Genomic DNA, 16,578 nt, shown 5'->3' with positions numbered 1-16,578 from the left:
ACTGCTAATGTCTGGGAACGAGTCGTGCTGCAAAGGTTCGTACCAATAAGAGCGCAACCTTTTGAGTCGCGTCCAGGGGAGATCAACACTGATGCCTGATACCTCGACCGCCATTGCCCAGATCCACATGCTCGACAGCGGTTACTCCCGCGAGGCTCGCTCGCTGTTGTACCAGGCCTATCGCCATGAGCCGACCTTCGCCTACATCTTTGAAGCCGAACGTCCCGGTTACGAGCAGCGGGTGCGGGCCACCGTGCGCGAGTTGGTCAAGCAGCACTTCTTCCAGAACTTGCCGGCCATCGGATTGCTGGTCAACGACCGATTGATTGGCATTGCACTGATCGCTCCACCCCAGCGACGCCTGGGCATCACCGAAAGTTGGGCCTGGCAATTGCGCATGTGGCTCAGCACCGGTGTACGAGGTACCCGGCGCTATCTGGAGTACCACCAGGCGGTACTGGCGTGTCTGCCTTCAGAGTCGGTGCATGTGTTGCCCTTGCTGGGGATTCACCCGCAGTTTCAGGGCAAGCATTTTGGTGAGCAGCTACTGGAAGCGGTGCATAACTGGTGCGCCGAAGACCCCAACTCATCGGGCGTGGTGCTCGATACCGGCAACTCCCGTTACCTGGACTTCTACAAGCGTCAGGGCTATGAAGAAATTGGCGAGGTCGCCGTAGGACCGATCCTCGAACACGTGTTTTTTCATCCGAATCCGCAGGCGTTACATGTTGCAACGGGTTAAGACAGAATTATTCAGACAAATCCGGGTTCTATGATGTTCCCAAGCTCGTGTAGCATCCGCGCCTATGAAGTTTCCAGGAAGATTTACCAGCGGCTTGATTCTGCTGTTCACGAGCTGCAGCGCACTGGCGCAAAGCGAATTGGATGTGCGCATCAAACCCTCAAACGACGCGTTGAAAGCCAACATCGAAGGCTATATCGGCGGGGTTGGCGATCGTGATGAAGAAGCCTTGCTGCGTTTCAGCCGTGGTGCTGAAGAGCAGGCGCGCAAGGCCGCCCAGGCTTTGGGTTTCTATCAGCCGCAGATTGCCAGTGACGTCAAGGGCGGCAAGACGCCGCGCTTGACCCTCACCATCGACCCCGGCGAGCCGGTGCATTTGCGCAACGTGACCATTCGTGTCGACGGTCAGGCGGCGAGCCTCAAGTCCTTTCGCCTGCCCAGCAGTGACGAGCTCAAACCCGGTGCCGTGCTCAACCACGGTAACTACGAAGACGCCAAGCGCCTGATCCAGAACCAGGCGTCACGCTACGGCTTTTTCAGCGGGCGCTTTACCAGTCAGAAACTGTCGGTGGACCCGCAAGCGGGCGTGGCCGATATCGAACTCATTTACGACAGCGGTCCACGCTATGCCTTGGGCAAGGTCAGCTTTGCCGGCGACACACCGTTCGATGAAGACCTGCTGCAACGCATGGTGCCGTTCAAAAGCGGCGCACCCTACGACTCCGAACTGATCGCCGAACTGAATCAGGCCCTGCAATCCAGCGGCTTTTTCGAGGGCGTGCGGGTGGACGCCGCGCCCGCTGCGTCGGCCAATGATGTGATTCCGGTGGCTGTGCAGTTGGAAACTCGCAAGCCACGGACCATGGGCCTGGGCCTGGGTTACTCCACCGATGTCGGCCCTCGCGGCAAGGCCAACTGGACCCGGCATTGGGTCAATCCTCAGGGGCATAGTTATGGTTGGGAGGCTGAATTGTCGGCGCCCCGGCAGAACGTCGGTTTGTGGTACGACATTCCTCTTGACCCACCACTCACCGATAAACTGCGCTTTGCCGGCGGCTATCAGAATGAAGAGCTGGCGGGCACCGACACCCTCAGTAAGTTGCTGACGGTCGGCCCTGAATGGCACAGCAAGTTGCCCAGTGGCTGGACACGGATCATCTCGCTGAAATGGCAGCGCGAAGAATATCGCCTGGGCAATGACTCGGGCCTGAGTAACTTGCTGATGCCGGGCATCAGTTATTCCTACCTTCGCAGTGACAACCGTATCGATCCCCACAACGGCTATCGCTTGCAATTCGAGACCCGGGTGGCCAAGGAAGGGTTGATGTCCGATACCAACCTGCTCTACGGCACGGCGATGATCAAGGGCTTGACCACCGTGTGGGACAAGCACCGCTTCCTCGGTCGGGCACAGTTCGGTGGCAGTGCCACCAATGGCTACAAGTCCGTGCCGCCGTCGTTGCGCTTCTTTGCCGGTGGCGACCAGAGCGTGCGCGGTTACGAGTACCAGACACTGTCACCGGAAAACGATCGCGGTGACCGCATCGGTGGCCGCTACATGGTGGCCCTGAGCGCCGAGTATCAATATTCCATCGCCGAGAAATGGCGGATCGCGACCTTTATCGACCAAGGTAATTCCTTCAACAACCTCGACATGCCGAGCTTGAAAACCGGCGTCGGCGTTGGCGTACGCTGGGTTTCCCCGGTAGGACCGATCCGTCTCGACCTGGCCCATGCGCTGGAAGATCCGGGCGGTATTCGTTTGCACTTTTCCATGGGGCCTGAGCTGTGACGCGTGGTTTGAAAATAGCGGGGCTGGCCATTCTTGCCGTCCTGGCATTACTGGTGCTGGCACTGTGGACAGTGCTCGGCACTCAGGCGGGCAGTCGCTGGGCATTGAGTCAGGTACCGGGTTTGACCGTGGAAAATTTCCAAGGGCGCCTGGGCGGGCAGTGGAGTGCCGATCATCTGCTGTGGCAACAAGACGGCAGCCGGGTCGAGCTCAACGCGCCGAAGTTTGATTGGTCACCGGGGTGCCTGATGCGCATGACCCTGTGCATCAACCAACTGGACGTGGAGCAGGTCAGCCTGCAATTCCCTCCCAGTACGGAAGAAAGCAGCGGCCCCATCACCTTGCCTGAGTTGAAGTTGCCGGTGGCGATCCAACTGGGCGAAGTCCGTGTCGGCAGCCTGCTGTTTAACGGCAGCGAGGAGCTCAAGGGCCTGCAACTGGCGGCGCACTGGACCGCAGAGGGCATGAAGATTGACTCGGTGCACCTGCAACGGGATGACCTGGTCCTCGACTTGTCCGGCTTGCTGCAACCCACCGGAGATTGGCCACTGACGGCGACGGGTAACCTGAGTTTGCCCTACGCCCCGGGCGGTGCACCGTGGACGGTGGCGCTCAAGGTCGATGGTGACTTGCTCAAGACCCTCAAACTCGACGCTGACAGCAGCGGCTATCTGCCGGGTAAGCTCAGCGGCGAGCTGCAACCGTTGGTAGAAAACCTGCCGGCGCAAGTGCGCATTACCGCCGATGGGTTCAAGGCCAGTGCCGATTTACCCGATACCCTGCAACTCAATCAGCTGGATCTGACGGCCAAGGGCGACCTGAAAAACGGCTACCAACTGCTGGGCAAGGCGGTGTTACCCGCAGAAAAAGGCCCGGTGGATCTACTGCTACAAGGCAAGGTCGACGCCAAGGGTGCGCAAATCGCTGGCCTGGACCTGAATGCCGGCGATAAGCAAAGCCTCAAGCTCAGCGCCCAGTTGGACTGGCAGCAAGGCTTCAGTGCTGACGCCAAGATCGACTGGCTGGACTTCCCCTGGCATCGCCTCTACCCGTTGATCGACGAACCCCAAGTCGCGTTGCGTACCTTCAATGGAGAAGTCTCTTACAAAGATGGCAACTACTTGGGCAACTTCAAGGCCGACCTCGATGGCCCCGCCGGCAAGTTCAGCCTGAGCAGCCCATTCAGTGGCGACCTCAAGCAAGTGTTCCTGCCGGAGCTGAAACTGGCCGCAGGTCAAGGCAAGGCCGAAGGCCACCTCAACCTGCAATTCGCCGATGGCATCGCTTGGGACACTGCGCTGGACCTGTCGGCGATCAACCCGGCGTACTGGGTCGCGGAACTGCCGGGCACGCTTGCCGGTCCGTTGCGCAGCAAGGGCGAGATGAAAAACCAGCAGCTTAAGCTCAATGCCGACCTGGACCTCAAGGGTCGCTTGCGCGGCCAGCCGGCCGTGCTCCAGGCCAAGGCCGAAGGCGCGGGCGAGCAATGGACACTCAGTGCTCTGGATATTCGACTCGGCGACAACCGCATCAACGGCAGTGGCAGCCTGCAACAACGCCTGGCCGGGCAGATTGATATCAAGCTGGCGCGCCTGGCTCAGCTGTGGCCGCAACTGCGCGGGCAGGTCAATGGCCGTCTCGACGTGGCCGGCACACTTCAGGCACCTCAGGGCAAGCTCAACGTGTTGGGTCAGCAACTGGCGTTTGAAGACAACCGCCTGCAAAACCTGACCCTGGACGCCAGCCTGGACAACGCCCAGCGAGCCAAGATCGACCTTAAGGGCAGCGGCATTCAAGCCGGTGAAACCCAGGTCGGCACGCTGACCGCCAGCGCCCAGGGCGATATCAAGAGTCAGAAAGTCCAGTTGGACCTGGCCGGCCCGTTGCTCAAGCTCGCTTTGGCCCTTGATGGCAACTTGGACAAGGGCAACTGGCGCGGACGTTTGGCCAGCGGCGACGTGCAAGCTGGCGGGCAGGACTGGAAGCTGCAAGCCCCAGCGAAAATCGAACGCCTGGCAGACGGCAAGCTGACCTTTTCTGCCCACTGCTGGGTGTCTGGCCCCGCGAGCTTGTGTGGTGAAGACCAGCGTCTGATGCCCGAGCCGAAGCTGCGTTACCACCTCAAGCAATTTCCCATCGACAGCCTGGCGCAATGGCTGCCCAAGGATTTCGCCTGGAAGGGCAAACTCAACGCCGACGTGCAACTCGACCTGCCGGCCAGTGGCCCCCAAGGCGTGGTGTCGGTGGATGCCAGTGGCGGTACTTTACGGGTCAAGGACAAGGACCAGTGGCTGGATTTCCCTTATGACACCCTCAAACTGGAAACCACCCTCAACCCCAAGCGCATCGACACCCAGCTGAACTTCCGTGGCGGTAAGCTGGGGGAACTGCTGTTGCAGGCGCAGATCAATCCTCTGCCTAAAAACAAACCGTTGACCGGCAACTTCAGCCTCACCGGGCTGGATTTGGCGGTAGCCCGACCGTTTGTGCCGATGGTGGAAAAACTTAACGGCAAGCTCAACGGTAACGGTCGTCTGTCCGGTGGCCTGCTGGCACCCCAGGTCAACGGCAGCGTGAACCTTGTAGGCGGCGAGATTTCCGGGCCTGAATTGCCCATCAGCCTTGAAGACCTGAACATCCAGGCCTTGATCGCTGGCGAAAGCGTGCAACTCAATGGAGGCTGGAAAAGCGGTAAAGCCGGGCAGGGCAGCGTGAAGGGCCAGATCGACTGGGGCCAGGCCCTGGCCGTCGACATCAGCCTGCAAGGCACGCAACTACCGGTGACCGTGGAGCCTTACGCGGAACTGGAAGTGGTCCCCGACCTGAAAATCACCCTGAAGCACGACAAGCTGGCCATCGCCGGCAAAGTGCAGATCCCCAAGGGCGACATCACCGTGCGTGAATTGCCGCCCTCGACGGTCAAGGTCTCTGATGACACGGTGATCCTCGGCAGCCAGACCGAGGAAGGCAAGCCGCCGATGGCGATGGCCATGGACATCGATGTGGAAGTCGGTAAGGACACGTTGAACTTCGCCGGATTCGGCCTGACCGCCAAGGTGCAAGGCCACGTACACATCGGCGACAACATGGACACCCGTGGCGAGCTGTGGCTCAACGACGGCCGCTACCGCGCCTATGGCCAGCGCCTCAATGTGCGTCGGGCACGGCTGCTGTTCGCCGGGCCTATCGACCAGCCGTACCTGGACATCGAAGCCATCCGCCAGACTGACGACGTGATCGCCGGTATCCGCCTGAGCGGCAGCGCCGAGCAGCCCACTACGCAAATCTTCTCGGAACCGGCCATGAGTCAGGAGCAGGCTTTGTCCTATCTGGTGTTGGGGCGTCCGCTGAGCACCACCGGCGAAGATAACAACATGTTGGCCCAGGCGGCCTTGGGGCTGGGGTTGATGGGTAGTGCAGGGGTGACGTCGGATATTGCCAATAAACTGGGGATCCAGGACTTCGACCTCGACACCCAGGGCAGTGGCAACAATACCGCCGTGGTGGCCAGCGGCAAGATCTCGGAAAAACTCAGTTTGCGCTATGGCGTCGGGGTGTTTGAGCCGGCCAATACCATCGCCTTGCGGTACTTGCTGAGCAAGAAGGTGTACCTGGAAGTGGCCAGCGGCGTGGCCAGCTCGCTGGATATTTTCTATAAGCGGGATTTCTAGCCGCAGCCGATCGCAGGCTACGCCAGCAGCTACAGGTGACCGACACAACCCTGTAGCCGCTGCCGAGGCACGAGGCTGCGATAAGGGCCGAAGGACCTTCAACGGTTTCAGAGGCTGGCGACTGCTGCGCAGCCGATCGCAGGCTACGCCAGCAGCTACAGGTGACCGACACAACCCTGTAGCCGCTGCCGAGGCACGAGGCTGCGATAAGGGCCGAAGGACCTTCAACGGTTTCAGAGGCTGGCGACTGCTGCGCAGCCGATCGCAGGCTGCGCCAGCGGCTACAGGTGATCGACACGGCCCTGTAGCAGGTGCCGAGGCACGAGGCTGCGATAAGGGCCGAAGGACCTTCAGTGGTTTCAAGATTCTTACGAGTGCTGCGCAGCCGATCGCAGGCTACGCCAGCGGCTACAGGTGATCGACACGGCCCTGTAGCAGGTGCCGAGGCACGAGGCTGCGATAAGGGCCCAAGGACCTTCAGTGGTTTCAAGATTCTTACGACTGCTATGCAGCCGATCGCGGGCTACACCCCCACAGTTAGCCGCACTCCCACCGTTGTCTCCCCATCCTTTCTTCGCCCAATACAAAGCAACCTAACTATTTGTTTGACATTCGCTGCCTAAGCAGTAACATCTCGACATACATTCACTGCCTAGGCAGTTAGTAGGTAGGTCTCGATGAAACACTTCACCCCCGAAAACTTCCATAACTGCAACCTGGGACTCCTGCTGGGCCGCGCTGCCTCGCTCAAGGACCGGATCATTGACACCCATATGGAACCGCACGGCATCACCGCCGCGCAGTTCAAGGTGTTGATCAATATGGCCCAATTCGGCGTCGACACCCCGGCGGAGCTGTGCCGCAACCTGTCCCTGGACAGCGGATCAATGACCCGCATGCTCGACCGCCTGGAGCAAAAAGACCTGTTGGCGCGCAAGCGTTCCGAGCAGGACCGGCGCCAGGTGCAGTTGGTGCTGACCGCTGAAGGCCAGCGTGTAGCGGACATGCTGCCGCATATCGGTGCCCAGGCCTTGAACCAACTGGCCGGGGCGTTGGAGCCGGGCGAACTGAAAACCCTGGAAGACATCTTGACGAAAATTCTCGTGGCTGCAGGTGATGCAATGACCATTCAGCGAATAGGTGGGAAATGAACAATCGCGCTTTGCGTGCCGGCCTCAGCCTGGTGCTGGTGGCCATGACTGTCGCCGGTTGTGCCAATTACAGTGGCTTGGACACAGAAGGCAAACGCCTCGAAGCCAATAACCTGCAAGCTGGCAAATCCCTCAGTGGCGTGACTCTGTCGCCTGCCGCCTGGCCAAAAGCCGACTGGTGGAAAAGCCTCGGCGACCCACAGCTCGACGGCCTGATCCACGAAGCCCTGCGCGACAGCCCCGACATGCAAGTGGCCAGCGCTCGTGCCCATCAGGCCGAAGCTGCTGCCTATGCCGCCGATGCCGCACGCATGCCGACCCTGGATGCCAGCGCAGGTGTCAGCCGTTCGCGCCTGGCCAAGGATCAGGACCCGCAAGGGGTTGGCGGTACTTACGCCACCGTGCGCAACATCAGTGCGGGCTTCAATTACAACTTCGACCTGTGGGGCGGTCAGCGTGCCGCCTGGGAAGCTGCGCTGGGCCAGGCTCGCGCCGCCGAAGTCGACCAGCAGGCCGCTCAACTGACCTTGGCTGCCGATGTCGCACGGGCCTACAGCGACCTGGGCCGCGCCCATATCGTTCGGGACCTGGCCAATGACGACCTCAAGCGCACCCGGCAAATGCTCGACCTGAGCAAGCGTCGGCTGAGTTCCGGGATCGACAGCCAGTACCAATATCAGCAAACCGAAAGTCTGGAAGCCAGCTCCGAGTCGCAACTGATCGACGCCGAGAAAACCCTGCAAAGCGCCAAGATCACCCTGGCGGTATTGCTGGGCAAAGGCCCGGACCGTGGCAATGAATTGAGCCGTCCGAATGTCCTCAAGCCCAGCGCCGTCGCCGTGCCTTCGGTGCTGCCGGCCGAGTTGTTGGGGCGTCGCCCAGACCTGATTGCCGCCCGCTGGCGGGTGGAGGCGGCGAGCAAGAACATCGTTGCCGGCAAAGCCAACTTCTATCCCAACCTCAACCTGAGCGCGAGCGCCGGGGCCGAGTCGTTGCTGGGGGATGCGATGTTCGGTTCCGCCAGCCGGTTCTTCAGCATTGCCCCGACGGTGTCGCTGCCGATTTTCGATGGCGGCCGCCTGCGCGCCGACCTCGATTCCCGCGATGCCGATTACGACCTGGCGGTGGCCCAGTACAACAAAAGCCTGGTGAAAGCCCTGGGGGATGTCAGCGACAGCCTCTCGCAGTTGCGCGATATCGGCCGGCAGATTCAGGCCCAGCAACATGCGACGGACATTGCCCAGGAGTCCTACAACACCGTGGTTCAGCGTTACGGCTCAGGTATCGGTAATTACCTGGACGTGCTCAGCATCGAGCAGCAATTGCTGCAGGCCCAACGTCAGTTGGCCAGCCTGAATGCCGAGCAAATCGATCTTTCGATTCAATTGATGCAGGCCCTGGGCGGCGGGTTTCACGCCGATAACGTGGCGTCGACCACCCCAGCCACGCGCACTGAATAATTCAAGGTACTAGTCATGGCCACTGCCGAAACAAACAACACAAGCCAACAACCCGCCGACACCAGCAACCCGGGCAAACGTAAATTCATGCTGCTGGTCCTGGCGCTGATCGTCATCCTCGGCGTCCTAGGTGTATGGGGCTGGTACGAGTTCTACGGACGCTGGAGCGAAAGCACTGACGACGCCTACGTGAACGGCAACGTGGTGGAAATCACCCCGCTGGTGACCGGCACCGTGGTGAGTATCGGTGCCGACGATGGTGACCTGGTCCATGAGGGCCAGGTGCTGATCAACTTCGACCCCAACGATGCCGAAGTCGGCCTGCAAAGTGCCCAGGCCAATCTGGCCCGCACGGTACGTCAGGTGCGTGGTTTGTACAGCAACGTCGATGGCATGAAAGCCCAGGTCAATGCACAGAAAGCCGAAGTGCAAACCGCCCAGGACAATTACAACCGTCGGAAAAACCTGGCGCAGGGCGGGGCGATTTCCCTGGAGGAGCTCTCCCACGCTCGTGACAGTTTGACCTCGGCGAATAACGCGCTGGCCAGCCTCGAGCAGCAACTCAAAACCACCAACGCATTGGTGGACGATACGGTGATTTCTTCGCACCCGGACGTGCAGGCTGCCGCCGCGCAATTGCGCCAGGCTTACCTGACCAACGCCCGCAGCACCCTGATTGCACCGGTCACCGGTTACGTGGCTAAGCGCACCGTGCAACTGGGCCAGCGTGTACAACCGGGTACCGCGTTGATGGCGGTGATCCCCCTGGATCAACTGTGGATCGACGCCAACTTCAAGGAAACCCAACTGCGCCAGATGCGCATTGGCCAACCGGTGGATATCGAAGCTGATATCTACGGCAGCGACGTCAAGTTCAGCGGTAGCGTGGACAGCCTCGGCGCCGGGACCGGCAGTGCCTTTGCCTTGCTGCCGGCGCAGAACGCCACTGGTAACTGGATCAAGATCGTGCAGCGGGTGCCGGTGCGGATTCATATCAATGCCGAAGAGCTGGCCAAGAATCCGTTGCGGGTTGGCTTGTCCACCGTGGTCAACGTCAACCTGCACGACCAGAGCGGCCCGGTGTTAGCCCAGCAAGCACCACAAAAGGCTTCGTTCAGCACCAACGTGTACGACCGTCAGTTGGCCGAGGCTGATGCAATGATCACCCAGCTTATCCATGACAACAGCCTGGCCGCTCCCAAGGCTGTCCAGCGCTGATTCGCCGATCCGTCAGCTACGGTCCTTGGCGGCCGTAGCGTCCACTCCGTTTCACAGGATTAGCGATGAGCAATAACGCCTCCTTCACGCCGCCCAGTTTGCTGATGGCCACCATCGGCTTGTCCCTGGCAACCTTCATGCAGGTGCTCGATACCACCATCGCCAACGTGGCGTTGCCGACTATTTCCGGCAACCTGGGCGTGAGTTCGGAGCAGGGCACCTGGGTCATCACCTCGTTTGCCGTGAGTAACGCCATCGCCTTGCCGCTGACCGGCTGGCTGAGCCGTCGCTTCGGTGAGGTGAAGCTGTTTCTTTGGGCCACCATCCTGTTCGTACTGGCCTCGTTTCTCTGTGGTGTTTCCACCTCGATGCCTGAGCTGATTGGCTTCCGGGTGCTGCAAGGTTTGGTGGCCGGTCCGCTGTATCCGATGACCCAGACGTTACTGATCGCCGTCTACCCGCCGGCGAGGCGAGGCATGGCCTTGGCGTTGCTGGCGATGGTCACGGTGGTGGCGCCGATTGCGGGGCCGATTCTCGGTGGCTGGATCACCGACAGCTATAGTTGGCCGTGGATCTTCTTCATCAACGTGCCCATCGGTATCTTTGCGGTGATGGTGGTGCGCTTCCAACTGAAGAAGCGGCCAGTGGTTACCAGTCACCAGCCGATGGATTACGTTGGGTTGCTGAGCCTGATTGTCGGCGTCGGTGCCCTGCAGATCATCCTCGACAAGGGCAATGACCTGGATTGGTTCGAGTCGAACTTTATCGTTATCGGTGCGGTGATTTCGGTGATTGCCCTGGCGGTGTTCATCATCTGGGAAATGACCGACAAGCACCCGGTGGTCAACCTGCGGTTGTTTGCTCACCGCAACTTCCGTATCGGCACCATTGTGTTGGTGCTGGGCTATGCCGGGTTCTTTGGGATCAACCTGATCCTGCCGCAATGGTTGCAGACCCAGATGGGCTACACCGCCACCTGGGCCGGGCTTGCGGTAGCACCCATCGGGATTCTGCCGGTGCTGATGTCGCCCTTTGTTGGCAAGTATGCCCACAAGTTTGACTTGCGCCTGTTGGCCGGGCTGGCGTTCCTCGCCATTGGCGTGAGCTGTTTCATGCGCGCAGGCTTTACCAATGAAGTGGACTTCCAGCACATCGCCCTGGTGCAGTTGTTCATGGGTATTGGTGTGGCGCTGTTCTTCATGCCGACCTTGAGCATCCTGATGTCCGACCTGCCACCGCACCAGATTGCCGATGGCGCGGGCCTGGCGACCTTTCTGCGGACCTTGGGCGGTAGCTTTGCGGCATCCTTGACCACCTGGATCTGGATTCGCCGGGCGGATCAGCACCACGCTTACATGAGCGAAAGCATGACGACCTACGACTCAGCCACCCGCGACGCGTTGAATGCGCTGGGCGGGGCAGGGCACAAGGCGTATGCGCAGTTGGATCAGATACTGACGAGCCAGGCGTACATGATGTCCACCGTGGATTACTTCACGTTGCTGGGGTGGATGTTCATGGGGTTGATCGTGATTGTGTGGCTGGCCAAGCCGCCGTTTGCCGCGAAGGCGGGGCCGGAGGCAAGCGGGCACTAGTCTTGATGTTTTTAATACTGTGGCGAGCGGGCTTGCCCGCGTTGGGCTGCGCAGCAGCCCTAAATCCTGTCGCCGGTCCAACTGAAAGAATGCGGTGATCTTACTGGGGCTGCTTCGCAGCCCAACGCGGGCAAGCCCGCTCGCCACAACGGAACATTCAGTTTCCAGGCAAGGCCAACTGCGGATTGACGAAGTCAAACGCCGCCAACTGAAACCCTTGCTCATCCACCTGCAACGCCCAACCCTGCTTGTCCCAATCCCCCAGGACAATGCGCTTGGCCGCTTGATCACCAATCTGCAACTTATGAATAGCCGGCCGATGGGTGTGCCCATGCACCAGGGTCCGCACGCCAAATTCCTGCATCACCCGCGGCACTTCCTCAGGTGTCACATCGACAATGTCGTTGGCCTTCATCCGCACCTGTGCACTGCTTTCGCTGCGCAGTTTGCGCGCCAGCTTGTGCCGGGTACGCAAGGGCAGGTGGCGCAGGATAAACAGGGTGATGGGGTTACGCAGGATGCGCCGCAGCTTCATATAGCCGACGTCGCGGGTACACAGGCTATCGCCGTGCATCAATAGCACGGGCTCGCCTGCGAGCTGCACCACACACGGGTCCTTGAGCAAGGTAGCGCCTGCGGCTTTGCAGAACGCCTTGCCGATCAGGAAATCCCGATTGCCATGCATGATGAAAATCTGGGTGCCGCTATCGCTCAGCTCGCGCAGAGCCTCGCAAATCGAGCGCTGGAAGGGCGTCATCCCATCGTCGCCAATCCAGGCTTCGAAGAAGTCCCCCAGAATGTACAACGCCTGGGCGGAACGGGCGCGGCCGTTCAGTAAATCCAGAAACGCCCGGGTAATATCCGGGCGCTCCTCTTCCAGATGCAAATCTGAAATCAGCAATATCACTCAACGATCTCGGCTTTCTCGACGATCACGTCGTCTACCGGGACGTCCTGGTGACCGGCCTTGCTGGTGGTCTGTACGCCTTTGATCTTGTCGACAATGTCAGTGCCGGCAGTCACTTTGCCGAATACCGCGTAACCCCAACCCTGCACGTTCTTGCCGCTGTGGTTCAGGAAGCTGTTGTCGGCCACGTTGATGAAGAACTGCGCGGAGGCCGAATGCGGCTCCATGGTACGGGCCATGGCGACGGTGTACTTGTCGTTGGAAAGGCCGTTGTCCGCTTCGTTCTGGATGCTTGGACGCTTGTCTTTCTTTTCTTTCATGCCTGGCTCGAAACCGCCGCCCTGGACCATGAAGTTACCGATCACACGGTGGAAAACAGTGTTTTCGTAGTGGCCGGCTTTAACGTACTCGATGAAGTTGGCGACGGTGATCGGCGCTTTCTCGGCGTTCAACTCGATGACGATGTCACCGTGGTTGGTGGTCAGTTTGACTTGAGTCATGTTCGCTACTCTTTCAAGGAATTCGTGGGTTTGGGCGCTTTGGCGCCTTACCTGCTTGGCAAAACCGCAGCCAAGGCGCGCAGTTTAGCGTGACCTGCAGGAATTTCGAGGTGGTTTTTTACCGCCCATGCAATAAATGCAGCAGTTTTTGACCACGCGCTGTCAGGTGCTTGACAGCATCGGCTATGATAACGCCTTTGTTTTATCTGGCCTGCCCAGGCCACGTACTCGTCTGTTCAAGGATCTTATGAGCAAGCCCACTGTCGACCCTACCTCGAATTCCAAGGCCGGACCTGCCGTTCCGGTCAATTTCCTGCGCCCGATCATCCAGGCGGACCTGGATTCGGGCAAGCACACGCAGATCGTTACCCGCTTCCCGCCAGAGCCTAACGGCTACCTGCACATCGGTCACGCCAAGTCGATCTGTGTGAACTTCGGCCTGGCCCAGGAGTTCGGTGGCGTCACGCACCTGCGTTTCGACGATACCAACCCGGCCAAGGAAGACCAGGAATACATCGACGCCATCGAAAGCGACATCAAGTGGCTGGGCTTTGAATGGTCCGGTGAAGTGCGCTATGCCTCGAAGTATTTCGACCAGTTGTTCGACTGGGCCGTCGAGCTGATCAAGGCCGGCAAGGCCTATGTCGACGACCTGACTCCTGCGCAAGCCAAGGAATACCGTGGCACGCTGACCGAGCCTGGCAAGAACAGCCCGTTCCGTGACCGTTCGGTAGAAGAGAATCTGGACTGGTTCGCCCGCATGAAAGCCGGCGAATTCAAGGACGGCGAGCGCGTATTGCGGGCCAAGATCGACATGGCCTCGCCGAACATGAACCTGCGCGACCCGATCATGTACCGCATCCGCCATGCCCATCACCACCAGACTGGCGACAAGTGGTGCATCTACCCGAACTATGACTTCACCCACGGTCAGTCGGATGCCATTGAAGGCATTACCCACTCCATCTGCACCCTGGAGTTCGAAAGCCACCGTCCGCTGTATGACTGGTTCCTCGACAGCCTGCCGGTACCGGCTCACCCGCGTCAGTACGAATTCAGCCGTCTGAACCTGAACTACACCATCACCAGCAAGCGCAAGCTCAAGCAACTGGTGGATGAAAAGCACGTGTTCGGCTGGGACGACCCACGCATGTCGACGCTGTCGGGCTTCCGCCGTCGCGGCTACACCCCGGCATCGATCCGCAGTTTCTGCGACATGGTCGGCACCAACCGTTCCGACGGTGTGGTCGATTTCGGCATGCTTGAGTTCAGCATCCGTCAGGATCTGGACCAGAACGCCCCGCGCGCCATGTGCGTGCTGCGTCCGTTGAAGGTGGTGATCACCAACTATCCGGAAGACCAGGTCGAAAACCTCGAACTGCCGCGTCATCCGCAGAAAGAAGAACTGGGCGTGCGTAAGCTGCCGTTCGCCCGTGAAATCTACATCGACCACGATGACTTCATGGAAGAGCCGCCAAAAGGCTACAAACGCCTGGAACCGAACGGCGAAGTGCGCCTGCGCGGCAGCTACGTGATCCGTGCCGACGAAGCAATCAAGGACGCTGATGGCAACATCGTCGAACTGCGTTGCTCCTACGACCCGGACACCCTGGGCAAGAACCCTGAAGGCCGCAAGGTCAAAGGCGTGGTGCATTGGGTGCCGGCTGCGGTCAGCGTCGAGTGCGAAGTGCGCCTGTACGATCGTCTGTTCCGTTCGGCCAACCCTGAGAAGGCCGAAGACAGCGCCAGTTTCCTGGACAACATCAACCCTGACTCGCTGCAAGTTCTCACGGGTTGTCGTGCTGAGCCATCGCTTGGCAATGCACAGCCGGAAGACCGTTTCCAGTTCGAGCGCGAAGGTTACTTCTGCGCGGATATCAAGGACTCGAAACCCGGTGCTCCGGTATTCAACCGTACCGTGACCTTGCGTGATTCGTGGGGCCAGTGATCAAGTCTTAAGGGATTCGTCGTGTTAACGATCTACAACACACTCAGCAAGACCAAAGAAGTCTTCAAGCCGCTGGATGGCAACAAGGTGCGCATGTACGTGTGCGGGATGACCGTGTACGACTACTGCCACATTGGCCACGGCCGCAGCATGGTTGCCTTTGACCTGGTGACCCGCTGGTTGCGTTTCAGCGGCTATGACTTGACGTATGTGCGCAACATCACCGACATCGACGACAAGATCATCAATCGTGCCAAGGAAAACGGCGAGCCGTTTGATGTGCTGACCGAACGCATGATCGCTGCTATGCACGAGGACGAGGCGCGCCTCAACATCCTCAAGCCGGACATGGAGCCGCGCGCCACGGACCATATCCCTGGCATGCACGCGATGATCCAGACCCTGATCGACAAGGGTTACGCCTACGCCCCGGGCAATGGCGACGTGTACTACCGCGTCGCCAAGTTCATGGGCTACGGCAAGCTGTCGCGCAAGAAAATCGAAGACCTGCGCATCGGCGCACGCATCGAAGTCGACGAAGCCAAGCAAGACCCGCTGGACTTCGTCCTGTGGAAAGGCACCAAGCCCGGTGAGCCGAGCTGGGAGTCACCATGGGGCGCGGGCCGTCCGGGCTGGCACATCGAATGCTCGGTGATGTCCACCTGCTGCCTGGGCGATACCTTCGATATTCATGGCGGCGGCAGCGACCTGGAATTCCCGCACCACGAAAACGAAATCGCCCAAAGCGAAGCGGCCACCGGCAAGACCTACGCCAACGCGTGGATGCACTGCGGCATGATTCGCATCAATGGCGAGAAGATGTCCAAGTCCTTGAACAACTTCTTCACCATCCGCGACGTGCTGGAAAAGTACCACCCGGAAGTGGTGCGTTACCTGCTGGTGTCGAGCCACTACCGCAGCGCGATCAATTACTCGGAAGACAACCTCAAGGACGCCAAAGGCGCGCTGGAGCGGTTCTACCACGCGTTGAAAGGCCTGCCGGTTGTTGCGCCTGCGGGTGGCGAAGCGTTCGTCGAACGCTTTACCCAAGTCATGAACGATGACTTCGGTACGCCGGAAGCCTGCGCGGTGCTGTTCGAAATGGTGCGTGAAATCAACCGTCTGCGTGAGAGCGATCTCGATGCAGCGGCTGGGCTTGCTGCTCGCTTGAAAGAGCTGGCCAGTGTCTTGGGCGTCCTGCAAATGGAAGCCGATGACTTCCTGCAAGCCGGCGCTGAAGGGCGCGTAGATGCAGCTGAGGTGGATGCACTGATTCAGGCGCGTCTGACGGCGCGTGCCAACAAGGACTGGGCGGAATCCGACCGTATCCGCGACCAACTCACCGCCATGGGCGTGGTGTTGGAAGACGGGAAGGGTGGGACGACGTGGCGGTTGGCTGATCAGGCTTGATTGCCCGCTGAATGAAAAAAGCCCCGACTGGTTCGGGGCTTTTTTTGCATTTTTATTCAGGCATCGATGTCGGCTGACATGGCGTTCCATCCGTCGTTGACCTCACCTTTGGCACCTGTGAGATCGCTTTCGGTAATGTGGCGCTTTGCAGATATTTTCAGCGGTCTTCATGGGGGGTTATGCG

The 16,578-nt window shown here is 59.8% G+C and carries 11 protein-coding genes; 9 read left to right on the top strand and 2 right to left on the bottom strand.

From position 1 onward, the window contains the following. Window positions 1-91: 91 nt before the first annotated feature. From HKK55_RS13530 to HKK55_RS13500, 7 genes are all read left to right on the top strand, one after another. Window positions 92-742: an N-acetyltransferase gene (locus HKK55_RS13530; RefSeq protein ID WP_169355151.1), complete on the top strand. Its 651-nt coding sequence runs from the start codon at window positions 92-94 to the stop codon at window positions 740-742. Between the two features lie 64 nt (window positions 743-806). Beyond that, window positions 807-2,534, top strand: coding sequence for an autotransporter assembly complex family protein (locus HKK55_RS13525; protein ID WP_169355150.1), 1,728 nt, complete (start codon window positions 807-809; stop codon window positions 2,532-2,534). After that, window positions 2,531-6,205 carry a translocation/assembly module TamB domain-containing protein gene (locus HKK55_RS13520; RefSeq protein ID WP_169355149.1) on the top strand — a complete coding sequence of 1,225 codons (3,675 nt, stop codon included), beginning with the start codon at window positions 2,531-2,533 and terminating at the stop codon, window positions 6,203-6,205. Before HKK55_RS13525 ends, HKK55_RS13520 begins: the two co-directional genes overlap by 4 nt. A gap of 677 nt (window positions 6,206-6,882) precedes the next feature. Continuing rightward, window positions 6,883-7,356: a MarR family winged helix-turn-helix transcriptional regulator gene (locus HKK55_RS13515; RefSeq protein WP_169355148.1), complete on the top strand. Its 474-nt coding sequence runs from the start codon at window positions 6,883-6,885 to the stop codon at window positions 7,354-7,356. After that, window positions 7,353-8,816, top strand: a complete 1,464-nt coding sequence (locus HKK55_RS13510) for an efflux transporter outer membrane subunit (RefSeq protein ID WP_169355147.1) — start codon at window positions 7,353-7,355, stop codon at window positions 8,814-8,816. The genes HKK55_RS13515 and HKK55_RS13510 overlap by 4 nt, the downstream gene beginning before the upstream one ends. 15 nt (window positions 8,817-8,831) lie before the next feature. Continuing rightward, a complete protein-coding gene (locus HKK55_RS13505) occupies window positions 8,832-10,034 on the top strand; it encodes an efflux RND transporter periplasmic adaptor subunit (protein WP_169355146.1) in 1,203 nt (400 codons plus the stop codon). Between the two features lie 65 nt (window positions 10,035-10,099). Then, on the top strand, window positions 10,100-11,629 hold the full coding sequence (locus tag HKK55_RS13500; RefSeq protein ID WP_169355145.1) for a DHA2 family efflux MFS transporter permease subunit: 1,530 nt from the start codon (window positions 10,100-10,102) through the stop codon (window positions 11,627-11,629). Between the two features lie 157 nt (window positions 11,630-11,786). On the opposite strand, the gene lpxH is transcribed toward HKK55_RS13500, so the two are convergent. Together lpxH and HKK55_RS13490 are read right to left on the bottom strand one after the other, a co-directional pair. Continuing rightward, window positions 11,787-12,536: a UDP-2,3-diacylglucosamine diphosphatase gene (gene lpxH / locus HKK55_RS13495; RefSeq protein ID WP_169355144.1), complete on the bottom strand. Its 750-nt coding sequence runs from the start codon at window positions 12,534-12,536 to the stop codon at window positions 11,787-11,789. After that, window positions 12,533-13,036: a peptidylprolyl isomerase gene (locus HKK55_RS13490; RefSeq protein WP_169355143.1), complete on the bottom strand. Its 504-nt coding sequence runs from the start codon at window positions 13,034-13,036 to the stop codon at window positions 12,533-12,535. Before HKK55_RS13490 ends, lpxH begins: the two co-directional genes overlap by 4 nt. A 247-nt stretch (window positions 13,037-13,283) precedes the next feature. On the opposite strand from HKK55_RS13490, the gene HKK55_RS13485 reads away from it, so the two are divergent. Both HKK55_RS13485 and cysS read left to right on the top strand, forming a co-directional pair. After that, window positions 13,284-14,984 (top strand): glutamine--tRNA ligase/YqeY domain fusion protein, encoded by a 1,701-nt coding sequence (locus HKK55_RS13485; protein WP_169355142.1) that lies wholly within the window; start codon window positions 13,284-13,286, stop codon window positions 14,982-14,984. 21 nt (window positions 14,985-15,005) lie between these two features. Next, complete coding sequence (gene cysS, locus HKK55_RS13480) at window positions 15,006-16,394, top strand: cysteine--tRNA ligase (protein WP_169355141.1); 1,389 nt, start codon at window positions 15,006-15,008, stop codon at window positions 16,392-16,394. The last annotated feature ends 184 nt before the right edge of the window (window positions 16,395-16,578 follow it).

The sequence above is a fragment of the Pseudomonas sp. ADAK18 genome (genome assembly GCF_012935695.1).
Lineage (GTDB): Bacteria > Pseudomonadota > Gammaproteobacteria > Pseudomonadales > Pseudomonadaceae > Aquipseudomonas.
This window is presented reverse-complemented; position numbering and strand designations above follow the sequence as displayed.